We start from the raw sequence: 25,095 nt of genomic DNA, 5'->3' as shown, positions 1-25,095 counted from the left end.
TGGTGGACGCCGACCCGATGCACAGGGTAGTGCGGAGTCCTGGGCGCACCTTATCCAGGCTCTCGCGGCGACGCGCGGGGTGAACCGCGGCGGGCCGGGGCGCGCGGCCGGTGGCGCGACGCTACGGTGTCCGTCATGGCTGTGGGTGACGACGCGGAGGTACTGACCCAGGAGACGGCCGCGCCCGGACCGGACGGTGGTCTGGCCCCGGGGACGGACGTCGGCGGGTACACCGTCGTCGCCGCGCTCGGCCGCGGTGCCATGGGCGCCGTCTACGAGGCCCGGGACGGCGCGGGCGAACGGGTGGCCCTGAAGGTCCTGCACGCCCACGTCGACGCCGATCCGGCCGGACGCCAGCGGCTGCGCCGCGAGGTCGCCGCCCTGCAGCGCCTGCGGCACCCGGCCGTGGCCCAGGTGCTCGACGCCGAGTTCGAGGGGCCGCACGCGTTCGTCGTCACCGAGCTCGTCGAGGGGCTCACCCTCGAGGAGGAGATCGACGCCCGCGGCCCGCTGGACGTGTCCGACCTGTTCTCCCTGGCCGACCAGCTCGCCGACGCCCTGGAGTCCGTGCACGCCGCCGGGGTCGTGCACCGGGACCTGAAGCCCTCCAACGTGATGGTCACGGGGGACGGGCCCAGCCTCATCGACTTCGGGATCTCGCAGAGTTCCGGCGACACCCGGACCACGATGACCGGCTTCGTCATGGGGACTCCCGGCTACATCGCCCCCGAGCTGCTCGACGGCGGCGACCCGGTCCCCGAGACGGACTGGTGGAGCTGGGCAGCCCTGCTCGCGTTCGCCGCGACGGGCCGGTCGCCGTTCGGGGTGCGGCCCACCGACGTCGTGCTGCAGCGGTCCCGGCAGGGTCGCGCGGACCTCGTCGGGGTGCCGGCCCGCACGGCCCGCGCGCTGGCGGGGGCCCTGCAGCCCGACCCGGCTCAGCGGTGGGGTCCGACCGACGTGGTGCGGGCGATCCGCCGCGACCTCGAGGAGGGGGCCGGGGAGGTCGTCGACATCGAGGCGGACCCGCAGGCCACGCAGCGGATCGTCGTCGCGGCCGGTGCCGCGACGGCGGCGACGGCGGCCGGCGCCCTCGGCAGCGCCGGCACGCCGGAGGAGGGGTCGCCCGGGGCGGGCTCGCCGACCGCGTCGCCCGCACCCGACGAGACCGCCGTCGTCGGCCCGCCCGTGCCGCCGGCGGAGGCGCCGGCCGGCACCGCGCAGACCATGACCTCCGAGGAGCGGGCCCGCGCCGGGGCGCAGGACGGCGCCACGCGCGCGATCCCGCTCGGCGAGGTGCGGTACCGGACGTACGAGGAGATCGCGGACGCGGCCGAGGACGTCGACCCCACCCCCGAGGAACCGCAGGGCCCCTACGTCCCGCCGGTCCACCGGCGGCGGTGGGGCACCGTGCTCGCGCTCGGGGTGCCGTTCGTGGTGCTCGCGGCCTTCTACCCGCTGGTGGCGTTCGGGGCCCTGTGCGGGGTGACCGTGCTGTGCCGGATCGTGGGGACGTCGTCCCAGCGGTTCCACGAGCGGCGCGAGCGGCGCGGGGTGCGGTCCTCCGACGGCTGGGTGGCCGGCCTGCTGCTGCCGTACCACGCCGTGATCGGCGCCCTCGGGGTCATCCCCGCGGCGGTGGTCGGCGGCTGCGTCGGCCTGCTGGCGATGATGGGCGGCTACTGGCTGTTCGGGGACGGCAACTGGATCGTGGCGCCACTGGAGGACGTCGAGTCCCGGTCCGTCGGCGGACGCAACGCTCCCATCGTCTTCGCCGGGGTGCTCGCGGGGGCCATGCTGCTCGCCGTCGTGGCGACCTGGTTCGGACCGGCCGGTCGCACCGCCCGCGACGGCGCCCGGCGGCTGCTCAACAACCTCGCTCCCGGGCTGGTGGGGGCCGTCGTCGTGATCGCGATCTGCCTGGTCGGCTCGTGGGTGCTGTACTCCGAGCTGCTCACCGACCCCGTCGAGATCGTCTGGTGGCCGATGAACGGGCCGCCGTCACTGTTCTGAGACCTGTTTCCCAGGTTCCGTCCAGGTTCTCTCCCTAGCGTCGTGGCGCGGGCAGTGCCCGCGAGCGCCCCGGTCACCCTCCCGGCCGCACCGGTAGGCTGGCCGCCGGATCGCCCCGCCCGTCACGACCCGAAGGACCCGCACCGAGATGTCCAACAAGCAGAACAAGGCGCAGCGCCGTGACGAGGCCCGTGCCCAGGCGCTCGCCATCCAGCAGCAGCAGGCGCAGCGCGACCGCCGCAACCGGCTGATCGTCTTCGGCGCGCTCGGCGTGGCCGTCGCGGCGCTGGTCGCCGTCGCCGTCTTCATCCTCATGAACGAGGCGGAGCGGACGGCCGTGGACGACGTCCCGCTCGCCGAGGTCGAGAACGTGCCCGCGACGGCGCTCGAGGGCGGCGGCATCCCCGTCGGCGCGGATCTCGTGGCCGGCGGCGAGAACGAGGGCGTGCCCGTCGTCGACGAGTACCTCGACTACATGTGCCCCATCTGCGGCCAGTTCGAGGACATCAACGGCGCCGACGTCGAGACCATGCTCACCGAGGGTGACGCGACCGTCGTCTTCCACCCGGTGTCGATCCTGGACCGGATGTCCAGCGGGTCGGACTTCTCGACGCGCTCGGCCTCGGCGGCGTACTGGGTGGCCGACCGCGCGCCGGAGTCCTTCTACGCCTTCAACGAGGCGCTGTTCGCCAACCAGCCGTCGGAGAACACCTCCGGGCTGAGCGACGACGAGATGGCCGCGATCGCCGAGCAGGCCGGCGTCCCGGCCGACGTCGCCGCCGGCATCGCCGACGGGACGGCCCGCGCCACCTTCGGCCAGTACGTGTTCTCGCTGACGAACGAGGCCTCGGCGAACGAGGACCTGTGGAACGCCAACGGCGGCTTCGGCACGCCGACCATCCTGGTGGACGGCGAGCGCTTCGAGACCTGGAACCAGCCCGGTGCGCTGCTCGCGGCGGTGCAGGGCGGCGGTGCCGCGGGCGACACGGCGACCGAGGACGAGTCCGCCGACGAGTAACCCCTTCGCTGTGGGTATGAAATATGCAGCCTGAGCGCGAGCCGGGCTGCATATTTCATGCCCACAGCGCTTCGGCGGGGCCGTCGTGCTCGGTACGATGGGTCCCGCCCCGCCGCCTTAGCTCAGCTGGTAGAGCTCCCGTCTTGTAAACGGAAGGTCGTCGGTTCGAACCCGACAGGCGGCTCCACCCCTCCCCGCGCCACGCGGGTCCCCGTCCCGGACGGGTCCTGCGCCGGGCTCAGCGCTCCGACGGGGGCCACGGCAGCGGCGTCGGCCACTTCGGCGTCCGGCCGTCGCCGCTGGACGTCCCGCGCAGCCGCCGCTGCACCCACGGCATCACGTGCGCCCGCGCCCACTGGGCGTCCTCCCGGGCGCGCTCGCGCAGGCGCCGCGCCGTGGCCGCCGGCAGCACGTCGTCGAAGGTGTCGTCGTCCGGCGCGAGGCCGAGCCCGACCAGGGCGGCGTTCGCCACGCGGCGGTGCCCCTCGTCGGTCAGGTGGATGCGGTCGTCGGACCACAGGCGCCAGTCGTGCAGCGCGCCGAGGCCCCAGTTGTCCAGCACGTACGCGCCGTGGCGCCGCGCGATCGACCAGATCGTGGCGTTGTACTGCCCGACCCGTCCGCTGGTGAGGCTCAGGGCGCCGCCGGCCCGGAAGCCGGTGCCCATCAGCACGTCCGCCCCGGACGCGCGCAGGCGGGCCACGGCGTCCTCCAGGGTCGCCGTCAGGCCGTCGATGTCCGCCTGAGGGCGCAGGATGTCGTTGCCGCCGCCGACGATCGAGACGAGGTCCGGCTGCATCGCGAGGGCGACGTCGAGCTGCTCGTCGACGATCTGGCGCAGCTTCTTGCCGCGGATCGCGAGGTTGGCGTACTCCAGACCCTCGTCGCCCCGGCGCTCGGCCAGGTGGTCGGCGAGCCGGTCCGTCCAGCCGCGCTGCACCGCGGTCGTCTCGGTGCCGGCGGGGGCGCGGGTGCCGTCGTCGTACGGGTACGGGTCCCACAGGCCCTCGGAGAACGAGTCGCCGATCGCGACGTAGCGGGACCACGGGGGGATGCTGTCGTGCGAAGCCACGCGACCATTCTGCACCCGTTCGTGCCGACGGTTGCTCAGGGCAGTCGCCAGTCCACGGGTGTCCCGCCCTGCTGCTCGAGCAGGGCGTTGACGCGCGAGAACGGCTTCGAGCCGAAGAACCCGCGGTAGGCCGCCAGCGGGCTGGGGTGCGCCGACTCCACGGTCGGGGTGCCGCCGAGCCAGGGTGTGAGCGACGCCGCATCGCGGCCCCACAGGATGGCCACCAGGGGGCCGCCGCGGGCCACCAGCGCCTTGATCGCCGCCTCGGTGACCTGTTCCCAGCCCTGGCCCCGGTGCGATGCCGGCCGGCCCGGCTGCACCGTCAGCACCCGGTTGAGCATCATCACGCCCTGGTCCGCCCACGGGCTCAGGTCGCCGGTGCTCGGTGCCGGTGCGCCGACGTCGTCGGCGAGCTCGGTGAAGATGTTGACCAGCGACTTCGGCAGCGGTCGCACGTCCGGCTGGACCGAGAACGACAGTCCCATGGGGTGGCCGGGCGTGGGGTACGGGTCCTGGCCCACCACCAGCACCCTGACGTCCGCGAGCGGGCGCCGGAACGCCGCGAAGACGTCGCCCGGGGCCGGCAGGTACTGGCGGCCGGCGGCGACCTCGGCGCGCAGGAAGTCGCCCATGGCGTGGATCTGCGGCTCGACGTCGGCCAGGGCGGCGGCCCAGTCGGGCGCCATGACCTGGTCCAGCGGCGGGCGGCCCGACGGCGGGGCCCCGGGGGCGGGGGTGCCCGACGGCGGCGCCGCGGGGGGCGCGGGCGGTGCGGTGGCGGCAGGGTCCGGCGTCGTCTCCACGACGGCGACGCTAGCAGGGCCCGGGGGAGGGGCGACGCGCGGGCCGGGCTCCCCGGGACGGCGTCCGAAGTGCCCCATACTGGGGCGCATGAGCGAGATGCTGGTCCACGAGGTCGACTCCACGCAGGCTCCGTCGTCGGACGCCGCCGAGGCGCTGTCCGACCGCGACCGCGAGATCCTCGCCTTCGAGAAGCAGTGGTGGAAGTACGCCGGCTCCAAGGAGCAGGCGGTGCGCGAGCTGTTCGACCTGTCCGCGACGCGCTACTACCAGGTGCTCAACGCGCTGATCGACACCCCCGAGGCGCTCGCCCACGACCCGATGCTGGTCAAGCGGCTGCGCCGCATGCGGTCGACCCGTCAGCGCGCCCGCAGCTCGCGTCGCCTCGACGGCACGCGGGGCTGATGCCACGGCGCTGAACAGGTTTGGCACCGTGCTGAACAAGCTCTGTACTCGTGCCCATCTCGACCCGCTACCCTGTGCGGCGTGACGAAGAGCCACTACCCGTACCCGCCCGACGAGTTCGACGTCCGCGGTCCCGAGGGGTCGCCCGTGGGCGTGCACCGCGAGCCCCGCAGCGGGTGGAGCTCTGCCTGGCCGTTCCTGCTGGTCGCCGTCGTCTTCGCCGGGCTGGCGGTCGGCATCGTGTCCTTCCTGTCCGACGGCCGGGGCACCGACAACCCGCCGGCCGCGCAGCAGGAGTCGGCCGCGCCGGAGACCTCCGCCAGCCCGGAGGCGTCCGAGGGCGACGGCGGCGAGGCCTCCGGCGACGGGTCGACCGAGGGGTCCGGTGAGGGCGAGTCCACCGAGGAGCCCACCGAGGAGCCCACGGAGGAGCCGACGGAGGAACCGGCCCCCGAGCCGAACTACGACGCGTTCGTGCGGGTGCTCAACGCGGCCGGCACCCCGGGCCTGGCCGGCGCCAACGCCGACGTCCTCGCCGGTGAGGGGTACACCAACGTCTCGCCGGAGGACTACCCGGAGGGCCAGACGCCGCCCGAGGTCGACACGATCTGGTACGCGACGGCCGAGGACGAGGACACGGCGCTCGCGGTGGCGAGCTCCTTCGGCATCCCCGCCGAGAACGTCACGGAGGTCGCCGTGGCCAGCGGTGACGTGCTCGCCATCCTGCACGAGATGCCGTAGCACCCACGCGTCCCCCGCGGGGGAGCGGAGGCCGGTGCCCGACGACGCCCCACGCGTCGCGGGTGCCGGCCTTCGTCGTCCGCGGTCCACGGCGCTGTGCGCCGCGGGCGAACATCTTGCACTCTCGGGGCGAGAGTGCCAATAATGTCTTAGCACTCTCGACTGTCGAGTGACAGTCGACCCGGAGTGACCCACTCGGTCGAACGGTGAGGCTCGCCTCCGCGCGTGATGTGAACGCACGGGGACGGGTCGTCCGTCGCGGGCACCGGCAGACCACTGACACGCCACAGCGGAGGATCAATCCCCATGGCCAAGATGATTGCGTTCGACGAGGAAGCTCGTCGGAGCATGGAGCGCGGGCTCAACCAGCTCGCCGACACCGTCAAGGTGACGCTCGGCCCCAAGGGTCGCAACGTCGTCCTGGACAAGAAGTGGGGCGCCCCCACGATCACGAACGACGGTGTCTCCATCGCCAAGGAGATCGAGCTCGAGGACGCCTACGAGAAGATCGGCGCCGAGCTCGTCAAGGAGGTCGCCAAGAAGACCGACGACGTCGCGGGTGACGGCACCACCACCGCCACCGTGCTGGCCCAGGCGCTCGTGCGCGAGGGTCTGCGCGTCGTCGCCGCCGGTGCCAACCCGATCGCCGTCAAGCGCGGCATCGAGAAGGCGACCGCCGCGGTGACCGAGCAGCTGCTCAACGCCGCCACCGAGGTCGAGACCAAGGAGCAGATCGCGGCCACGGCCGGTATCTCCGCGGGCGACCCGGCGATCGGCGAGCTCATCGCCGAGGCCCTCGACAAGGTCGGCAAGGAGGGCGTCGTCACCGTCGAGGAGTCGAACACCTTCGGCCTCGAGCTCGAGCTCACCGAGGGCATGCGCTTCGACAAGGGCTTCCTCGCCCGCTACTTCGAGACGGACCCGGAGCGCCAGGAGGCCGTCCTCGAGGACCCGTACGTCCTGATCGTCGAGTCGAAGATCTCGAACGTCAAGGACCTGCTGCCGCTGCTCGACCAGGTCATGAAGACCAACCGGTCGCTGCTGATCATCGCCGAGGACGTCGAGGGCGAGGCCCTGGCGACCCTGGTGCTGAACAAGATCCGCGGCACCTTCAAGTCCGTCGCCGTCAAGGCCCCGGGCTTCGGCGACCGCCGCAAGGCCATGCTGCAGGACATCGCGATCCTGACCGGCGGCCAGGTCATCACCGAGACCGTCGGCCTCAAGCTGGAGAACGCCACGCTCGAGGAGCTCGGCCAGGCGCGCAAGGTCGTCGTCACCAAGGACGAGACCACGATCGTCGAGGGTGCCGGCGACGCCGACCTCATCGAGGGTCGCGTCCAGCAGATCCGCTCCGAGATCGACAAGTCGGACTCCGACTACGACCGCGAGAAGCTCCAGGAGCGCCTCGCCAAGCTGGCCGGCGGCGTGGCCGTCATCAAGGCCGGCGCGGCCACCGAGGTCGAGCTCAAGGAGCGCAAGCACCGCATCGAGGACGCCGTCCGCAACGCGAAGGCTGCCGTCGAGGAGGGCATCGTCGCCGGTGGTGGCGTCGCGCTGCTGCAGGCCGGTGCCGTGGCGTTCGAGAAGCTGGAGCTGGACGGCGACGAGGCGACCGGTTCGCAGATCGTCAACGCGGCGATCTCGGCCCCGCTGAAGCAGATCGCCATCAACGCCGGCCTCGAGGGCGGCGTCGTCGCGGAGAAGGTCAAGAACCTCCCCTCGGGCCACGGCCTGAACGCCGCGACCGGCGAGTACGAGGACCTGCTGGCCGCGGGCGTCAACGACCCGGTCAAGGTCACGCGCTCGGCGCTGCAGAACGCCGCGTCCATCGCCGCGCTGTTCCTCACCACCGAGGCGGTCGTCGCCGACAAGCCGGAGCCCGCCGCGGCGCCGGCCGGTGACGGCGGCATGGGCGACATGGGCGGCATGGGCTTCTGATCCCGACGCGCCCGGCGCGGTCCTGACCGCGTCTCGCTGCACGACGGCGGCCGGTCACCTCTGCGGAGGTGGCCGGCCGCCGTCGTGCGTGGGGGCGCTGGTGCGGGTCAGCGGGTCGCGAAGAGGCGGGTCGCCTGGCTCTCCGCGTCGGAGTAGGTCTGCGACGCCGCCTGCAGAGCGGTGGTGACCGAGTCCAGGGCGGTCTCGACCTGGGTCTGGGCGGACTGCCACTGCGTCATCACGCCGGCGAACGACGTCGCCGCGCTGCCGTGCCAGCTCGCCTGGAGATCCTGCAGGTGACGCATCATCGCCCCGACCTCGGCGCGGATCGCCCCGACGGAACCGTTCACCGCCGCGCTCGCCTGCGCCACCCGATCGCTGTCGACCTCGTATCGCACGTGCTGCTCCTTCGTCGTGGGTCCCGGTGGACCGGGCTGCTCACGACGCTAGGCGGGTGCGTGCGGGCGCGCCGCCGTCGTCCACAGCCTGTGGACGACGGCCTACCTCGCCGAGGGGTTGCCTACCTCGGCCCGGAGTTGCCTACCTCGCCGAGGGGTTGCCTACCTCGGCCCGGAGTTGCCTACCTCGGCGAGCGGCGGCTGCTGGGGCTACTGGCGGGCCGGCCCCGCGGGGGTCTGGGCCTCGAGCCGACGACGCTCCTTGACCAGCCGGTGGAGCTCCGCGTCGAGGTTCTGCCGGGCCGGCTCCTCCCACGTCAGCCCCAGCGGGCTGACGAAGAGCTGCGGCCGCCCGAGCAGCTTCGAGATCACCTTGATCCGCGCGTCGAGGTAGTCCGGGAGCGGGATGTGCGCGTACTCGGCGCGGATCGCCGCCACGTACTCCTTGTAGCGCTGCGGCTCCGCGGCCAGCATGCCGAGGTCGGCGTCGTTGAGCACCGCCGAGTCGAAGTCCCCCGGCAGCGCCTTGTGGCGGGCCATGGTCTCGACCAGCTCGGCGACGCGATCGGCCCGCGGGGCGGGCACTCCGAGCCCGGTGAGCTGGTCGCGTGCCAGCTCGGCGCTCAGCGTGGTCTGCTCGCCGCCGCGCGTCGCGTAGGCGATCTTGCGGTCGGCGTCGAACACGGCGCCGTGGTACCAGGCCGCGAGGCGGACCAGGTCCGGCTCGTGCGTCTCGTGCGCGAGCTCGTCGACCCGGTGCAGGACGGCGGCGAGATGGCGCAGGTTGTGGAAGTGGCGATCCGTCTCCGACCATCGGTCGATGAGCTCGGTCCCGACCGCTCGGACGTCGTCCTCCGAGGCGGTGGCGCCGGCTCCGTGACACGTCCGGACGAACGCGGAGAGGAACCACTGTGGTGCGTCGGCGTGGAGCACGCCCATCGCTATCAAGACCTTCACCTAGGGGCCGGATGTTGTGACCAGCCGTAGTTCCAGATTACGCCGCCCCGCCGACGTTGCCGTCGGGCGACCCGGAACCAGGCCGTCACGCATCGTAGCCGCCCGCGCGCGGAAGCTGAACCCGCACGGTCAGACCGCCGCCGGGCGTCTCGTGCACCGAGGTGCTGCCGCCGTGGGCCCCCAGGATCGCGGCCACGATCGCCAGGCCGAGGCCCGAGCCCCCGGACTCCCGGTTGCGCGAGGAGTCCGCCCGGTAGAACCGTTCGAAGATCTTGTCCGCCTGCTCCGCGGAGACCCCCGGTCCGTGGTCGCGGACCTCGACCACGGCGTCGCCCTCGGGCGACGTGCCCACGGCCAGCTCCGCCGGCGAGCCGGCCGGCGTGTGCCGGGCGACGTTGCCCACCAGGTTGGTCAGCACCTGCCGCAGCCGGTCGGCGTCACCCGTGACCGGCAGGGACGACGGCGGGGGCTCGCCGGGCCGCAGTCCGGTCACGTGGACGGTGCGTCCCGGGTCCAGGGCGTGCAGGTCCTGGGCGGTGTCCCGGGCCAGGGCGGCCAGGTCCACGGGCTCCCGGCGCAGCGGACGGCCCTCGTCCAGCCGGGCGAGCACCAGCAGGTCGTTCACCAGCGAGCCCATCCGGCGTGCCGAGTCCTCGATCCGGCCCATGGTGTCCTCGACCTTGTCGGGCGAGTCCAGGGCGCCCATCCGGTAGAGCTCGCCGTACCCCTTGACCGTGGCCAGCGGCGTGCGCAGCTCGTGGCTGGCGTCCGAGACGAACCGACGCATGCGCTGCTCCGAGGCCTCCTGGGCGGCGAACGCCGCCTCGATCTGGGTGAGCATCGCGTTCAACGACAGCGAGAGCGACCCGACCTCGGTGCTGGCGGGCTGGTCCTCCGGCACGCGCTGCGACAGGTCGCCCTCGGCGATCGCGGCCGCCGTCGCCTCGATGCGGCGCAGCGGCCGGAAGGCGCGCTGCACCAGCCACAGCGCCAGGGCCCCGCCGAGCAGCACGATGCCGAGACCGATCCACAGCAGCGAACGGCCCAGGTACTCGCTCGTCTCCTCGACGTCCGCCATCGGCAGCGCGACGTAGGCGGCGCCCTGCACCTCCGCGCCGCGGAACGGGCTGCACGGGATCGACACGACGCGCCACTGGGACGGGTCGCCGCCGCCGGAGGAGCCCACCGTGAACGGCTTGATCCCGCGGGCCACGACGGTGTCCAGCGACTCGTCGGGGATCTCCGGTTCGCCGAAGCGGTCGAGGGTCTCCTCCCAGCCCACCGGGCCGCCGTCGAGCCCGTTGCAGCTGCGCAGCGTCACCGCGTAGTCGCTGGGGATGCGCTGGCCGCCCTCGGCCGGGTTCAGCGTCGTCAGGCGCGCCACGCTCTGGGCGGACTGGGTGAGCTGGTTGTCCAGCTCGTCGACGAGGTAGTTCGACACCACCGTCCGGGTCGTCAGCCCGGCCAGCACGAGCCCGGCGCCGAGCAGCAGGACGATGATCGCCACCAGACGGACGCGCAGGGGCGTGCGCGCGACCCAGCTCCAGCGGCGCTCGCCGTCGGGACGCGGGTCCGTCATCGCGGCGGGGTCCGCAGCAGGTAGCCCACGCCCCGCTTGGTGTGGATGAGGGCCGGGAGGTCGACGTCGGCGCCGTCGGGTCCCGGGACCGTCACGTGGTCGATCTTGCGGCGCAGGTACGAGATGTAGGACTCGACGATGTTGGCGTCCCCGCCCCAGTCGTACTGCCAGACGTGGTCGAGGATCTGCGCCTTGGACAGCACCCGGCCGGCGTTGAGCATGAGGTAGCGCAGCAGCTTGAACTCGGTGGGGGAGAGGTCGATCTCGACCCCGGCACGGTGCACCTCGTGGGAGTCCTCGTCGAGCTCCAGGTCCCCCACGCGCAGCACGGCGTCGTCCTCGGGCTCGCCGCCGGCCGTGCGGCGCAGGACGGCACGGATGCGCGCCACGACCTCCTCGAGGCTGAACGGCTTGGTCACGTAGTCGTCGCCGCCGACCGTCAGCCCCTGGACCTTGTCCTGGGTGTCGTCGCGCGCGGTCAGGAACAGCACCGGGGTGTGCCGTCCGGTGGCGCGCATGCGTCGGGTGACGGTGAACCCGTCCATGTCGGGCAGCATCACGTCGAGCACCACCAGGTCCGGCTCGGTGTCCCGCACCAGCTGCAACGCACCGGCCCCGTCCTCGGCGGCGTGCACCTCGAAGCCGGCGAAGCGCAGCGAGGTGGACAGCAGCTCGCGGATGTTGGGCTCGTCGTCGACGACGACGAGGCGTGCCTCGGGTGCGTTGGCGTCGGTGGTGGCCATGTCTCCAGTGTGCGCCGTGGGGCTGGAAGTTTCCTGAACGCCGGCCCGGTCCGCGGTGCGGGCAGCGCGCGCCGCACGGTGCCCGACGTCGGTAGGCTCGTCCCGGCAGCCACCACCAGGGAGGACACCCTCGTGACCCAGCAGTCCCCGCCCGAGCAGCCCGTCCGTCCCGTCGGCCGCGGACCCGTCGTCCGCCGCTGGGTCGCCGGCTCGATGGTCGTGATCACCACGTTGCTGGTGGTGGCTTCCTGCCTCGCCCTGTGGGCCCACCGCACGGTGCTCGACACCGACCAGTTCATGGACACCGTCGAGCCCGCCCTCGACGACCCGGCGTTCTACGACGCCCTGGCCGACACCGTCTCCGACGAGGTGCTGCTCGCGCTCGACCTCGACACCCGGGTCGCGGAGCGTCTCGACCAGCTCGACGCCGCGCTCGTGGCAGCCCTGGCGGCCCGTGTCGACGTCGAACCCGGTCCGCTGCTGGAGGCGCTGGGCGGGCAGGTCGAGCGGCCGTCGCTCGCCGCCCTGACCCCGTTGATCGTCGAACCGCTCGAGGAGCGGGTCGACTCCGCCGTGGACCGCGCCCTCACCTCCGACGCCGTCGCGGACCGGGTGCCGCAGCTCGTCGAGCGTGCGCACGCCGGGGTGGTCGCCGTGGCCCGGGCCGACGTCGACGAACGACCGAACGTCTACCTGACCGACGACGCGGTCATGCTCAACACGCTGCCGTTGGTCGCCGACGCGCTGCGCGAGTCGCTCGGGGAGGCGGGGGCCGTCGTCGGCGACATCCCCGTGCCGGACGCGGTGTCCGAGCGGGCGCCGGAGGCGCGGGAGCAGCTCGTCGAGGCGCTCGGCCGGCAGCTCCCCGAGGGCTTCGGCCAGGTGGAGCTGATGGACCGGGAGACCTTCGACGGGGTCCAGGGCGCGGTGACGCTCGTGGACCGGGCCGTGTGGGCGCTGGTGGCGCTGACGGTGCTGGCGATCGTGGCCACGGTGTGGGTCGCGCCGGACCGGCGCCGCGGCGCCGTCCAGCTCGCCCTCGGGGTGCTCGCCGGCGTCGTCGTGGTCACGGCGCTCGTCGCCCAGCTGCGCACCCTGGTGGTGGACGTGGCGCGCACTGCGGACGGCGAGCGGGTCGCGACCACCCTCTACGAGGCCGTCGCGGGGGAGATCCACGAGATCTTCTGGCTCGTGGGTGTCGTCGCGGTCGTGACCGTCGTGGTCGGCGTGCTGCTCGGTCGTCCGCGCTGGCTGGTCGCTGCGGGCCGCCGCTGGCCGTGGGTGGCCACGGTCACCGCCCAGGACGGCCGGCTCGCCCGCTGGGTCGGCGCGCACGCCGACGCGCTGCGCGTCGCCGTGCTGGTCGCGGCCGTCCTCGTCGTGGTCCTGACCGGCTTCCTGTGGGTGGTGCTCGTGCTGACCGTCCTGGGCGCGATCGCGGCGCTGTGGGCGATCACGATCGCCCAGCGGTCCGCGGCGCTGCCCGGCGAGCGCCGGCGGGACGTGCCCGCCGACGTCGCGTAGCGCGACGACGCGGCCCCCGGTCCGGGGGACCTGGGCGGCCCGGGGGACAAGGGCGGCCCGGGGGGCCGCGGGTCCGGTCGGACGCCGGTCAGAGGAAGCGCAGCGGGTCGAACTCGTCGATCGGGATGATCCGCACACGCGGCAGCGGGCTCGTGAACGCGTCCACGTCGCCCTCCAGGTCGAAGATCTCCAGGCCGGAGGTGGTCAGCCCCGCGAGCTGCATGTTGACGAACTCGCGGAACGCCAGCAGGCCGACCCGCCGGTCCTCGTCGAGGAGCCGCTCGATCTGCGGCAGGAAGTCGCCGTCGTGGCTGGCCAGCAGCACGTCCGCGTCGCGGTCGGCGATGGCCTCCAGGGTGCGCTGGATACCGACGTCGACGACCTTCTCGTCCCCGCTGGCGGCCAGCGGGATCGGACGGTAGCCCATCGCCAGCAGCGCCTGGACGAACGACATCGGCATCTGGCCGTTGGTGGCGTTGAGGAAGAACAGGGGGACGACGTCCTGCCCCCAGACGCGCTGGGCGAACCCGGTGATCCGGTCCCAGCGGGGCCGCTCCTCGGGGTTCGGACGACGGTTGAGGACGTTCATGCCGAGGGTGGCGTCGATGTTCTCGCCGTCCACCAGCAGGTAGGTGGTGCGCGCGGTGCCGCGCGCCGGCACGGTGGTCGGCTCGGAGAAGGGGGAGGCCATGGGCACAGCGTACGCGCGGGGGCGTGACGGGGGGTGACCGACGGGCGCGTGCGGAGTAGTCTCGTCGCTCGTGTCCGAGTTCGAGTTCTCCGCGGTGCCTCGAGTCACCGTCCTGCAGCACAGCTCCGACGTCCCCGTCGACCGGTGGCGGTCGGCGCTCGGCGACACCCGCGTGGTCCGGCTGTTCGCCGGCGAGCCCGTCCCGACGCTCGCCGAGTGCGGCGACGGTCTCGTGGTGCTGGGCGGCCAGATGAACGCCTACGCCGACGACGAGGCCCCCTGGCTGCCCGGCGTCCGGTCGCTCCTGGCCGAGGCCGTCGCCGCCGACCTGCCCACTCTCGGGGTCTGCCTCGGGGCGCAGCTCCTGGCCGTGGCCGGCGGGGGCACCGTGACCGTGGCCGCCCCGCCCGGGCGCGAGGCCGGCGTCGTCCCCGTCTACTGGCGCACCGAGGCCCTCGCCGACCCCGTCGTCGCCCCGCTCGCGCGGGCCGCCGGCGCCGAGGACACCGAGGACCTCGACGGTCGGGGCGCCGCGACGTCGTTCGTGCAGATGCACGCCGACGCCGTGATCGAGCCGCCGCAGGACGCGCAGTGGCTGGCGTGGTCGGAGATGTACCCCTACCAGGCGTTCCGGTGGGGGTCGGCGCTCGGCGTGCAGTTCCACCCCGAGGCCGGCCCGACGACGGCGGTGCGCTGGGCGCTCGCGCACGTCGACGTGGAGACGGCTGCCGTGCACGCGCAGATGGTCGAGCACGACGTCGAGCTCGCGCGCTCGGGGGCGATGCTGGCCGAGGCGTTCCTGGGCCAGGTGGCCGCCGGCGTCGGACGGGGCGCCGACGCGCGGGCAGACGACGCGGGCGACGACGTCGGGCACGAGGACGAGCGGGCCGTCGAGACGCCGACCGACGCCGAGGCCGCCTGACGCCCTCCCGCGAGGTAGGCAACTTTCCGCCGAGGTAGGCACGTTCCCCGCGAGGTAGGCGACTTACCCGCGAGGTAGGCCATTCGCTCGTGAGGTAGGCAAGGTCGCCGCGCTCTACCTCGCCAGAAGGTTGCCTACCTGGGCGAGGAGTTGCCTACCTCGCCGGGAGGTTGCCTACCTGGGCGAGGAGTTGCCTACCTCGCCGGGAGGTTGCCTACCTGGGCGAGGAGTTGCCTACCTCGCCGGGAGGTTGCCTACCTGGGCGAGGAGATGCCTACCTCGCGGGGATCGGGGCGGGTGCACCAGCGCCTCAGGACTCGATCTGTCCCGGCTGCGGGGACCCGGACTTCAGGGCCGCGAGCCGGGCCTCGAGCTCGAGGTCCTCCATCGACCCCTCCAGCTCGGCGAACTGCGAGTCCAGCGACGACGCCGCGATCTCCGCCTGCCCCATGGCCTGCGCCTCCTCGCGCCGGACGGCCTCCTCGAAGCGGTTGAGCTCGCTGGTCGGGTCCATGACGTTGATCGAGCTGATCGCACCCTGCACGGTCTGCTGCGCCTCGGCCGCCTTCTGCCGCGCGACGAGCTGGTCGCGCTTGGACTTGAGGTCGACCAGCTTGTCCTTCATCTGCGCCAGGCCGGTCTTGAGCTTCTCGACCGTGACCCGCTGCTGCTCGATCATCGGCCGGGCGGTGGTGACCTCGTTCTCGGCGTCGAGCTGCTTGCGCAGCGCGATCTTCGCGAGCTGGTCGAACTTGTCGGCGTTCGGGGTGTCGCCGGCCGCACGCCGCTCGTCGGCCTTGCGCGAGGCCGCCAGCGCCTTGGCGCCCCACTCCTGCACCGACTGGGTGTCCTCGTGGTAGTCCTGCTCGGCCATGCGCAGGTTGCCGATGGTCTGGGCGATCGCCTGCTCGGCCTCGGCGATGTTGTTCGTGTAGTCGCGGATGAGCTGGTCGAGCATCTTCTGCGGGTCCTCGGCGCGGTCGATGAGCGCGTTGATGTTCGCCTTCGCGAGCTGGCCGATCCGGCCGAGGATGCTCTGCTTCTGGTTCATGAGGTGCCTTTCTGGTGCCAAGTTGCCCGTCACTACGTCCGACGACGGCGGTGCCCCGGACGTTCCCGACGGCCGGGGATCAGAACCGGCCTCCGGCTCCGCCGCCACCGAAGCCTCCGCCGAAGCCACCGCGGCCGCCGCCACCGAAGCCGCCGCCGAAGCCGCCGCCGAACCCGCCGGTCGAGCCGAAGCGGCCTCGCCGCCGCCCGCCGCGCATCATCGAGTCGATGAGGATGCCGCCGAGGATCATGCCGCCGACGTCGGCACCCCGGCGTGGCCCGCCGCTGCCGTAGCGCATGTCCCACCCGGTGGTGTCCTGCTGGGCCATCTGCGCGGCCTGCTGCCCGTAGCGCTCGGCCTGCTGGGCGGCGGCCAGGGCCGCCTGCGGGTCGGTGCGCTGCAGCGACCGGGCCTCGGCGACGAGCCGGTCGGCCTCGGCCAGCCGGGTGCGGGCGTCGGGTCCGACGGCGCCACGCCGGGTGGTGATGTAGTCCCGCGTGGAGCGCAGGTGGGACTCGGTGCGCCCGAGGACGTCGCGCAGCAGGGCGCGGGCGCGGGCGTCGGACTCGGCCTGCTGCCGTGACGGGGCGAGGGCGTCGTCGAGGGCGGCCTCGGCCGCGGCGAGCCGGGTGAGGGCGGCCAGGGGGTCTCCGCCGGCCTTCGCGTCCCGGGCCTGGTCCGCGGCCTCGCGGGCCTCGGCGGCGGCGGACCGGACCCGCTCGTCGCCGGGGGCCAGCCGGTCGGCGTCGACGACGTCCTGGGTGATGGAGGCGATCCCCGTCTCGAGGCGGGTGCCGGCGTCGGCGAGGACGTCCCCGGCGCTTGCGACGGACTCGAGCAGGGTCATGGCCTGGCCGAGCGCGTTCTGGGCGGCCCGCGCGTCGGTGACGGCGACGGCCCGCTTGCGCCGCCGCAGCGCCTCGCGGCCGGAGGCGACGATCTCGCGGGCGTTGGCCACCAGCGACTCGGCCTGGTCGGGGTTGGTGCTGATCGAGGCCAGTGCCGAGGCCGGATAGGTCGCGGCCAGCCCCGCGAGGGTGCGACGGGCGATCTCGATGCGCGCGGTGATCTCCCCGGCGCGCCGCTCGGCGTCGTCGAGGATCTCCGGCGCGCGGGCCCGGATGCGCCGCAGCTCGTCGAAGGCGTCGGTCTGGGCGTCCAGGGAGGCGGCGGCGGTCTCGCAGCGGGTGATGATCGCCGCCAGCTCCTCGTGCTCGCCGAACGTGTCGTCCGGTGTCTCCTCGAGGACCTGGCGGGCGTGGAAGGCCGCGGCGACCTCCTGACGTGCGGCCTCCAGAGCGGCGCTGAACTCGCGGGTCTCCTCGACGCCGAACTCGGCCTCGGCGAACGCGAGCTCCTGCTCGGAGGTCTTGACCGCGTCGTCGACCGCCACCAGTGCGCTGCCGGCCCGCTGCCGCATCTCCTCCAGGCCGAGACCGGCGAAGCGCTCCGGGTCGGGTCCCGCGGCGCGACCCCGACCGGGGCGCGTCGCGGCGGAGGCGGCGTTCCGACGTCGGCGTGCCGCCGCGGCGGCCCCGCGCCGGGTGAGGTCGGCGTCCTTCTGCCGGGCGCGGCGCACGAGGAAGAACCCGCCGACGACGACCACGGCGCCGATCGCGACCCACACGAGGATCCCGGGGACGCCGCCGCCGTCGGCGCCGGCGTCCGTCCCGGCGGCGGCCCCGCTGGAGGCGCCGCCGGACCCGGTGACGGCGAGCAGGGTGTCGACGGCGGCGACGGTGGCACCGGCCCAGTCGTCGGCGCGCAGCGCGTCGACGGCGGCGTCGCGGACGGCGTCGAGCTGCTGCTCGCTCAGGTCGATGTTGTTGTCCCAGCTCATGCCGTACAGCCGGTCCTCGGTCGCGACGGCGAGCAGGACGTCCTCGGTGCCGAGCCGGGCATTGTTCGCGGTGGCGTCCGCCCACTCGCGGCCGTCGAGACCGTCGAACCGGTCGACGTAGACGACGAACAGCTGGTACGGCGTCTCCGTGGCGAGCTCGTCCAGGGAGCTCTGCACGGCGGCGGCACCGGTCTCGTCCAGCACGCCGGCGACGTCGGTGACGTCTCCGTCGAGCTCGGAGAGCGGAGCCTCGGCGGTCACGGGGCCGACGGCGTGGGCGGGCCCGGTGGCGACCGCCCCGAGGGCGGCGACCGCGGCGGCGAGCGTCAGGACGGCGACGGCCGGTGAGACCGGGCGTCGCCGTCCGGTCCGGAGAGAGGGGATCACGATCTGCATCGTTGCGCGACCCCTGGTGCGATGCAATCGCGGGGCGGGTGACGTTCGCCCCGGCGGCGCGGTCGTGACGTGGGCGTGACCTGGTGCTGCTTCGATGGGGGGCGGGTCGTTCCGTGGACCCGTCGATCGACGAGGGAAGAGCTGAGACGTGCTGAGAACCGCAACCACCGCCCTGCTGGGCGCCGGGGCCGTGACGCTGGTGCTGACCGGCTGCGGAGCCGACGAGGGGGCCGACGTCGTCGACCTGGCGGCGCTGTCGCTCCGGATGGACGAGGCGCAGGCCGAGCAGGGGTCGGTGCACGTCGAGACCACCTTCGCCGGGGAGCTCGCCGAGCGGACCGGGATGACCGAGTCCGCGCAGAGCGGGGACGTGATCGTCGGTGAGGGCCTCGAGGACTCCGCCTTCGCGATGTCGATCGGCGCGGTGGGGACCGAGCTGGAGATGATCCTGCTCGAGGGCACCGTGTACGTCGACATGAGCGCCCTCAGCGGCGGCGAGGTCGACTGGGTCGCGATGTCGGCGGACGAGGTCGCCCAGGACCCGACGTTCGCCGGGACCATGGACTCGATGCTCGCGATGGACCCCGCCGGGCAGGCGGAGATGATGGCCGACGCCGTGACGGCGTTCGCGCACGGGGGCACCGAGGAGCTCGACGGGCGGACGGTGGACGTGTACACGATGACGCTCGACCCGACACGTCTCGAGGCCGCGGCCGGAGCCGCGCCGGCGGCCGTCGACCAGATGGACGACATGACGGCGGAGTTCCGCGTCACCGAGGACGGCCTGCCGCTGGCGGTGGACACGACGGTGGAGATCGACGGTCAGGAGCTCGTGACTGCGACCACCTTCTCGGGCTGGGGCGAGCCGGTCGAGATCGAGGCGCCGCCCGCCGACCGGGTCACCGACTACGGCGAGCTGATGGGCTGAGCCGGGCCGGTCCGGACGTCACTCGACGCCGTCGGCCCGGCGCTCGGCGACCGTGCGCGCGGCCTCCCGCGCGGCGTGCAGGTTGCGCGACCGGCGTGACCCCTTCGGCGGCTGCCGGTCCGGGTCCCGCAGCATGTCGGAGTCGACCAGCTCGTGCCGCGTCAGGTAGGTGTTGGCGATCGCCTGGATGGTCGCAGCCACCGGCAGTGCCAGGAACGCCCCCAGCGCACCGAACACCGCCCCGAACGCGAGCACGACGACGAAGCTGACGGCGGGGTTCATCTCCAGCGCCCGTGCGGAGATCTTCGGTGAGAAGTACAGGTTCTCCAGCTGCTGGTAGGCGATGATGAAGGCCAGCACGGCGAGGGCCTGGGGCACGCCCTGCGAGGTCAGTGCGACGGCGACGGGCAGCGCGCCGCCGATGTACGTGCCGATGGTGGGGATGAACTGCGAGACCAGTCCGGTGAACAGGGCCAGCGGGAGCGCGTAGGGCGTGCCGAGGATGATGAGGAACACCGCGGTGAACGCCGCCGACAGCGCCGCGAGCACGACGCGGGAGCTGATGAAGTCCGAGACCTTCACCTGCGTGATCTCCCACATCCGCAGCACCTCGGTCTGCCGGTCCGGGCTGAGCCACCGGCACACGGCGGCGCGGAACTGCGGCCCGGCCGCCATGAGGTAGTAGGTGACGAGCCCGATCGTCAGCGCGGCGAACACGAACCCGACGACGGTGGTGCCGACGGCGAGGGTGCCGGACGCGACGTCGGAGCCGTACTCCTCGACGAGCTGCTGCAGGAGGTCGTCGGAGGACGGCAGCTCGACGTCGAGGTTGGCCTGCAGGCGTTCCTGGGCCGCCACGTAGACGTCGGGCAGGGTGCCGACGAGCTGGATCAGCTGCTGGATGAACAGGTTGCCGAACAGTGCCAGGATCCCGATCCCGAGGAGGACGGACCCGAAGAACGCGGCGGCGGCCGCGACACCGCGCCGCCAGCCGTGCCGCACGAGCCACACGACGACCGGTTCGAGGGCGAGGGCGACGAAGCCTGCGATGAGCAGATAGACGAAGAGGGTGTTGAGCTGCTGGATCGCCCCCCAGACCCAGACGGCGGCGAACACGGCGGCGGCGCCCATGACGAGCACGCGCGGCACCCAGCGCGGCGGACGCCGGTCGTCGTGCTGGAGCGGGCGGTCGTCGTCGTGCGGCGGTGCTGCCGGCGAACCGGTCTCTGCCGCGTCCGGTTCCGTCTCCGGGGCGGCGTCGTCATCGGCCATGCCAGCACCGTATGGCCCCGCGCCCGACGGCGCCCGCCCCCGCCCGTTGTGGGCATGAAATCTGCAGTTCTGAACCGGTTCAGAACTGCAGATTTCACGCCCACAACGTCGAAGGCCTCGTTCCTCGGCCCTGACCCGCTACGGCACGGTGTCCAGGTCCTCGGCGTCGACGATGCGGTAGGCGTAGCCCTGCTCGGCCAGGAACCGCTGGCGGTGCGCCGCGAAGTCCTGGTCGACGGTGTCCCGGGCGACGACGGCGTAGAAGTGCGCCGTGCGGCCGTCCTGCTTGGGGCGCATGACCCGGCCGAGGCGCTGGGCCTCCTCCTGCCGGGAGCCGAACGACCCGGAGACCTGGATCGCCACCGACGCCTCGGGCAGGTCGATGGAGAAGTTCGCGACCTTGCTCACCACGAGCCGGGAGATCTCGCCGGCCCGGAACGCCGCGAACAGCTTCTGGCGCTCGCGGACGGTGGTCGACCCGGTGATCAGCGGGGAGTCCAGGTGCTCGGCGAGCTCCTCGAGCTGGTCGATGTACTGGCCGATCACCAGCACCTGGTCGTCGGGGTGGTCGGCGACGATCTGCTCGACGACGCGGTTCTTGCCCGGGGCGCACGCGGCGAGCCGGTACTTGTCCTCCGGCTCGGCCGTCGCGTACAGCATCCGCTCGTGCTCGGGCAGGGTGAGCCGCACCTCGACGCAGTCGGCGGGCGCGATGTAGCCCTGCGCCTCGATGTCCTTCCACGGCGCGTCGTACCGCTTGGGGCCGATGAGGGAGAACACCTCGTCCTCGCGGCCGTCCTCGCGCACGAGCGTCGCCGTCAGGCCGAGCCGACGCCGGGCCTGCAGGTCGGCGGTCATGCGGAAGATCGGGGCGGGCAGCAGGTGCACCTCGTCGTAGACGATGAGGCCCCAGTCGCGGGCGTCGAGCAGCTCCAGGTGGGTGTAGACGCCCTTCCGCTTGGTCGTCAGCACCTGGTAGGTCGCGATGGTGACCGGGCGGATCTCCTTGCGCGAGCCCGAGTACTCGCCGATCTCGTCCTCGGTGAGCGAGGTCCGGCGCACCAGCTCGTCGCGCCACTGGCGCGCGGAGACGGTGTTGGTCACCAGGATCAGCGTGGTGGTCTTCGCCTCGGCCATCGCCCCGGCCCCGACGATCGTCTTGCCGGCACCGCAGGGCAGCACGACGACGCCGGACCCGCCGTGGAAGAACCCGTCGACGGCCTGCTGCTGGTAGGGCCGCGGCGTCCAGTCGGAGGCCTCCTCGCCCGGGTAGACCGGCGTCGTGGTGGTCCGCAGGTCGATCGCGTGCGCCTCGCCGTCGACGTACCCGGCGAGGTCCTCGGCGGGCCAGCCGAGCTTGACCAGGGCCTGCTTGAGGTTGCCGCGCTCGGAGGGGTGCACGACCACGGAGCTGCCGTCGACCCGCTCGCCCACGAGCCCGGTGGTCCGCTTGGACTTCAGCACCTCGGCCAGCACCGCGGCGTCGGTGGACTCCAGCACGAGCCCGTGCGTGGGGTGGGAGTGCAGGGTCAGGCGGCCGTAGCGGCCCATCGTCTCGGCGACGTCGACCAGCAGCGAGTGCGGGACGGGGTAGCGCGAGTACGCGATGAGGGTGTCGACGACCTGCTCGGCGTCGTGGCCGGCGGCGCGCGCGTTCCACAGGCCGAGGTTCGTCAGCCGGTAGGTGTGCACGTGCTCGGGGGCGCGCTCGAGCTCGGCGAACGGCGCGATGGCGCGGCGCGCCTCCTCGGCGCGCGCGTGGTCGACCTCGAGCAGGATCGACTTGTCGCTCTGGACGATCAGGGGGCCGTCGGGCATGCGTGTCCTTCCGCGGGCTGGACGCCGGGCAGGCGTCCAGGATGCCAACGTCGCGCGGCGCCGTCGTGTTCCTGCGCGTCCGCCGCGATGCCGGATCTGTTCCACCAGGGGGAACAAAGCGACAAGTTTACCGACTGGTAACCATCGATCTGAGATGCCGACCTACTGTCGTGAACCCACGAGGGGACTGTTCCGTTCATCGAAACAAAGGGTCATCATGACGAACCATCCCCGATCTCGCCTGCGCCACGGCGCACGCCTCGTCGCCGCGCTGGCCGCGATGCTGGCGCTCGCCGCGCCGCTCGCCCCCGCGACGGCCACCGATGCGGCCGACACGGTCGACGTGACGCTCGCCGCCGCCGACTGCACCGCCATGGCCGGCACCACCATCACCGCCCCCGACGACGCCGAGGAGTCCGGCACGCTGTCCGCCGACGTCGAGACCGCCGAGGTCGTCGACGGGTCCTGCGCGCTGAGCGGGACGGCCGGCGGCACCGTCGGCTTCACCCTGCAGCTGCCGCTGGAGGACTGGAACGGCCGCTACTTCCAGACGGGCTGCGGCGGCTTCTGCGGCTACGTGCCCATCGCGGACTGCGCCGAGCCGCTCGCCGACGGGTTCGCCGTCGGGGCCGAGAACACCGGGCACGTCGGCTCCAGCGCCGACGCGTTCCTCGACGACGCCCAGGCCGAGGCGGACTGGGGCTACCGGTCCCCGCACGTGCTCGCCGTCGTCGCCAAGGCCACCCTCGCCGAGCTGTACGGCACGCCGCCGTCGTCCTCGTACTTCATGGGCTGCTCCACAGGCGGTCGCCAGGCCCTCAGCGAGGCCCAGCGCTACCCGGAGGACTTCGACGGGATCGTCGCCGGCGCCCCCGCGCTCTACCAGAACTACCTGGCGGTGCTCTCCCAGGGGCACTTCGAGACCGCCAACCGGGACGCCGACGGGGGCCTGATCCTCGACACGACCGACGTGGGCCTGGTGTCCGACGCCGTGCTGGCGTCCTGCGACCTCGACGACGGCCGGGCCGACGGCGTCGTGGGGGACCCGCTGTCCTGCGCCTTCGACCCGGCGACCCTGCTGTGCGCCGACGGCGGGGACGGCACGGACTGCCTGACCGCCACCCAGGTCGAGACCCTCGAGGCGCTCTACAGCGCGCCCACCACCGACGACGGCGAGCTGCTCTACCCCGACGGCCTCGCCCTCGGCTCGGAGGCCGGCTGGCCGTTCATGACCGTGGCCACGAGCGAGGGCTCGATGTCCATCAGCGGCGACTACGCCCAGAACGTGCTGCGCTACCTGGCCTTCCCCGAGGACCCGGGCGCCGCGTACTCCCTGGGTGACTTCGACCCGTCGACCGAGGCCGACCTGCTGCACACCCAGGCCGCGGTCTACAACGCCGACGACGTCGACCTGTCGGCGTTCCGCGAGCGCGGCGGCAAGCTCATCCTCTGGCACGGCTGGGCCGACCCGCTCATCACGCCGTACGGCACCCTCGACTACTACGAGCGCGTGGTCGACGCCGACGGCGGGGCGCGCGTGACCGACTCCTACCTGCGCACCTTCATGCTGCCGGGCGTCTACCACTGCAGCGGCGGCCCCGGGCAGGACGAGGTCGACTGGATGTCCGCGATCTCCGCCTGGGTCGAGGACGACGTCGCCCCCGAGTCCGTCACCGCGACCGGCAACGGCGCGACCCGCGTGGTCGAGCGGTACGAGTCCGGCGGCGTCGAGACGGTCGACTGGATCGGTGCGCCGCAGGCCCCGGCCCCGGGCGCGTCCGGCGACGCCCCGGGCCGCACCGGGCAGAACCCCGGCCACGGCGGGACCGCGCCCGGCCGGGCCGGCACGGCCCCCGGGCTCACCGTGGCCGCCGCGGGACGTCACGACGGCTGAGGCGCGTGACGACCGGCGGGCCCGCCCTCGGGCGGTCCCGCCGGACGACGCCCCGGGATCCCGCACGGGATCCCGGGGCGCCGTCCTGCTCAGCCGCGCTGGGCGGCGACGAGCCGCTGCGTCGCCGACTCCGCCGCCTCGACGACGAGGTCGGCCAGGCGCGGCACCTCGCGCTCGTCGAAGCGCGAGTCGAGGTAGGCCACGGACAGGGAGCCGACGGCGGCACCGGTGACGTCGTGGATCGGCGCGGCCACGCTGCTCGAGTGCGGCACGCGCTCGGACGCCGTGTAGGCCCAGCCGCGCTCGCGGATCTCGGCCAGGCGCTCGCGGATGGCGTCCGGGTCGGTGACGGTGCGGGGGGTGAACTGCGGCAGCGGCACCTGGAGGACCAGGTCGACATCCTCCTCGGGCAGGAAGGCCAGGATGCTCAGCCCGCTCGCGCCGTTCGTCAGCGGCTGGTGCTCGCCGAGCGTGATGGCGATCCGGATGTGCTGGGCGCTCTCCACCTGGCCGACGTAGGTCCGGGTGTGCCCGGTGCGCTGGGTGACGGTGGTCGTCTCGCCGGTGGCGTGGCTGAGGTGGGCGATCACCGGGCGTGCCGCGGTGAGCAGCTCGTTGCCGGCGTCCGCACCGCGGCCCAGCGCCACCGCCGTGGGGCCGAGCGCGTACAGCCGGCGGTTCTCGTCGTAGCGGACGAGGCCCGTCTCCACCAGCGCCTGCAGGATGCGGTGCACGACGGCCTTGCCCAGCCCCAGCCGCCGGGCCAGCTCCGTGACACCCAGCCAGCGCTGCTGCCCCGTGAACGCCAGCAGCACCTGTGCGACGCGGTGCGTCGTCGACGAACGGTGGTCCTCGGGCACGTGATCCTCCTTGGTCGTGGTGTTGCCGACCCTAGCAGCTGGTGTTCCATTGATCGGAACGTGTAGGCGCATGGAAACCAAGACTTAACAGCCTAGAAACCAACCAAGTGGTTGGTGGAGCCTAGATTGGGCGAGCAATCACGCCAGAACTTTGATGCGAGCCGAGACGCCTCGGATCGTGTGGCGGATCGACAAATGTTCCGTTTCTCGGAACAAGCCCACCCCAGGAGGAGA

At 73.1% G+C, this 25,095-nt stretch carries 21 protein-coding genes and 1 tRNA gene; 10 read left to right on the top strand and 12 right to left on the bottom strand.

The window, feature by feature from the left end:
• Positions 1-135 precede the first annotated feature (135 nt).
• From PO879_RS13510 to PO879_RS13500, 3 genes are all read left to right on the top strand, one after another.
• Complete coding sequence (locus tag PO879_RS13510; protein ID WP_278235394.1) at positions 136-2,013, top strand: serine/threonine-protein kinase; 1,878 nt, start codon at positions 136-138, stop codon at positions 2,011-2,013.
• Positions 2,014-2,161: 148 nt separating this feature from the next.
• Positions 2,162-3,031: a thioredoxin domain-containing protein gene (locus tag PO879_RS13505; protein ID WP_278235393.1), complete on the top strand. Its 870-nt coding sequence runs from the start codon at positions 2,162-2,164 to the stop codon at positions 3,029-3,031.
• Between the two features lie 111 nt (positions 3,032-3,142).
• Positions 3,143-3,218, top strand: a tRNA-Thr gene (locus PO879_RS13500).
• A 51-nt stretch (positions 3,219-3,269) separates the two neighbouring features.
• On the opposite strand, the gene PO879_RS13495 is transcribed toward PO879_RS13500, so the two are convergent.
• Entirely contained in the window at positions 3,270-4,103 is an 834-nt protein-coding gene (locus PO879_RS13495) for an SGNH/GDSL hydrolase family protein (protein WP_278235392.1), read from the bottom strand.
• A 35-nt stretch (positions 4,104-4,138) separates the two neighbouring features.
• Positions 4,139-4,801 (bottom strand): uracil-DNA glycosylase, encoded by a 663-nt coding sequence (locus PO879_RS13490; protein ID WP_278237545.1) that lies wholly within the window; start codon positions 4,799-4,801, stop codon positions 4,139-4,141.
• 202 nt (positions 4,802-5,003) lie between these two features.
• Between PO879_RS13490 and PO879_RS13485 the strand changes: the two genes are divergently transcribed.
• The 3 genes from PO879_RS13485 to groL all read left to right on the top strand — a co-directional run bounded on the left by PO879_RS13485 (position 5,004) and on the right by groL (position 7,988).
• The gene (locus PO879_RS13485; RefSeq protein WP_278237544.1) at positions 5,004-5,309 is read left to right on the top strand and encodes a DUF3263 domain-containing protein; all 306 of its coding nucleotides are present in this window, start codon (positions 5,004-5,006) and stop codon (positions 5,307-5,309) included.
• 81 nt (positions 5,310-5,390) lie between these two features.
• Positions 5,391-6,050, top strand: coding sequence for a LytR C-terminal domain-containing protein (locus tag PO879_RS13480; protein ID WP_278235391.1), 660 nt, complete (start codon positions 5,391-5,393; stop codon positions 6,048-6,050).
• Between the two features lie 306 nt (positions 6,051-6,356).
• The gene (gene groL, locus PO879_RS13475; RefSeq protein ID WP_278235390.1) at positions 6,357-7,988 is read left to right on the top strand and encodes a chaperonin GroEL; all 1,632 of its coding nucleotides are present in this window, start codon (positions 6,357-6,359) and stop codon (positions 7,986-7,988) included.
• A 107-nt stretch (positions 7,989-8,095) separates the two neighbouring features.
• On the opposite strand, the gene PO879_RS13470 is transcribed toward groL, so the two are convergent.
• From PO879_RS13470 to PO879_RS13455, 4 genes are all read right to left on the bottom strand, one after another.
• A complete protein-coding gene (locus tag PO879_RS13470; RefSeq protein WP_278235389.1) occupies positions 8,096-8,386 on the bottom strand; it encodes a WXG100 family type VII secretion target in 291 nt (96 codons plus the stop codon).
• Positions 8,387-8,596: 210 nt separating this feature from the next.
• Positions 8,597-9,325: a hypothetical protein gene (locus PO879_RS13465; RefSeq protein ID WP_278235388.1), complete on the bottom strand. Its 729-nt coding sequence runs from the start codon at positions 9,323-9,325 to the stop codon at positions 8,597-8,599.
• A gap of 103 nt (positions 9,326-9,428) precedes the next feature.
• Positions 9,429-10,922: a HAMP domain-containing sensor histidine kinase gene (locus PO879_RS13460; protein ID WP_278235387.1), complete on the bottom strand. Its 1,494-nt coding sequence runs from the start codon at positions 10,920-10,922 to the stop codon at positions 9,429-9,431.
• Complete coding sequence (locus PO879_RS13455; protein ID WP_278235386.1) at positions 10,919-11,665, bottom strand: response regulator transcription factor; 747 nt, start codon at positions 11,663-11,665, stop codon at positions 10,919-10,921. Before PO879_RS13455 ends, PO879_RS13460 begins: the two co-directional genes overlap by 4 nt.
• A 132-nt stretch (positions 11,666-11,797) precedes the next feature.
• Here PO879_RS13455 and PO879_RS13450 point away from each other — a divergent pair, with 132 nt between their 5' ends.
• A complete protein-coding gene (locus PO879_RS13450; protein WP_278235385.1) occupies positions 11,798-13,189 on the top strand; it encodes a hypothetical protein in 1,392 nt (463 codons plus the stop codon).
• Between the two features lie 88 nt (positions 13,190-13,277).
• On the opposite strand, the gene PO879_RS13445 is transcribed toward PO879_RS13450, so the two are convergent.
• Positions 13,278-13,880 (bottom strand): NYN domain-containing protein, encoded by a 603-nt coding sequence (locus PO879_RS13445; protein ID WP_278235384.1) that lies wholly within the window; start codon positions 13,878-13,880, stop codon positions 13,278-13,280.
• A gap of 70 nt (positions 13,881-13,950) precedes the next feature.
• Here PO879_RS13445 and PO879_RS13440 point away from each other — a divergent pair, with 70 nt between their 5' ends.
• On the top strand, positions 13,951-14,802 hold the full coding sequence (locus tag PO879_RS13440; protein ID WP_278235383.1) for a type 1 glutamine amidotransferase: 852 nt from the start codon (positions 13,951-13,953) through the stop codon (positions 14,800-14,802).
• Between the two features lie 310 nt (positions 14,803-15,112).
• Here the strand turns inward: PO879_RS13440 and PO879_RS13435 are convergent, their stop codons facing one another.
• Positions 15,113-15,853: a PspA/IM30 family protein gene (locus PO879_RS13435; protein WP_278235382.1), complete on the bottom strand. Its 741-nt coding sequence runs from the start codon at positions 15,851-15,853 to the stop codon at positions 15,113-15,115.
• Positions 15,854-15,932: 79 nt separating this feature from the next.
• Complete coding sequence (locus tag PO879_RS13430; protein ID WP_278235381.1) at positions 15,933-18,080, bottom strand: TPM domain-containing protein; 2,148 nt, start codon at positions 18,078-18,080, stop codon at positions 15,933-15,935.
• Positions 18,081-18,237: 157 nt separating this feature from the next.
• On the opposite strand from PO879_RS13430, the gene PO879_RS13425 reads away from it, so the two are divergent.
• Entirely contained in the window at positions 18,238-19,017 is a 780-nt protein-coding gene (locus PO879_RS13425; RefSeq protein ID WP_278235380.1) for a hypothetical protein, read from the top strand.
• Positions 19,018-19,035: 18 nt separating this feature from the next.
• Here the strand turns inward: PO879_RS13425 and PO879_RS13420 are convergent, their stop codons facing one another.
• Together PO879_RS13420 and PO879_RS13415 are read right to left on the bottom strand one after the other, a co-directional pair.
• On the bottom strand, positions 19,036-20,289 hold the full coding sequence (locus PO879_RS13420; protein ID WP_278235379.1) for an AI-2E family transporter: 1,254 nt from the start codon (positions 20,287-20,289) through the stop codon (positions 19,036-19,038).
• 138 nt (positions 20,290-20,427) lie between these two features.
• Positions 20,428-22,107 (bottom strand): DNA repair helicase XPB, encoded by a 1,680-nt coding sequence (locus PO879_RS13415; protein ID WP_278235378.1) that lies wholly within the window; start codon positions 22,105-22,107, stop codon positions 20,428-20,430.
• A gap of 217 nt (positions 22,108-22,324) precedes the next feature.
• Here PO879_RS13415 and PO879_RS13410 point away from each other — a divergent pair, with 217 nt between their 5' ends.
• Positions 22,325-24,001 (top strand): tannase/feruloyl esterase family alpha/beta hydrolase, encoded by a 1,677-nt coding sequence (locus PO879_RS13410; RefSeq protein ID WP_278235377.1) that lies wholly within the window; start codon positions 22,325-22,327, stop codon positions 23,999-24,001.
• Between the two features lie 89 nt (positions 24,002-24,090).
• Here PO879_RS13410 and PO879_RS13405 read toward each other — a convergent pair whose 3' ends face one another.
• A complete protein-coding gene (locus PO879_RS13405; RefSeq protein WP_278235376.1) occupies positions 24,091-24,861 on the bottom strand; it encodes an IclR family transcriptional regulator in 771 nt (256 codons plus the stop codon).
• Between the last annotated feature and the right edge of the window lie 234 nt (positions 24,862-25,095).

Origin of the sequence: Isoptericola sp. AK164, assembly GCF_029643425.1 — a bacterium.
GTDB classification, from domain to species: Bacteria; Actinomycetota; Actinomycetes; order Actinomycetales; family Cellulomonadaceae; genus Isoptericola; species Isoptericola haloaureus.
The sequence above is the reverse complement of the archived record's forward strand: the minus strand, read 5'-3'. Positions and strand labels throughout refer to the sequence as shown.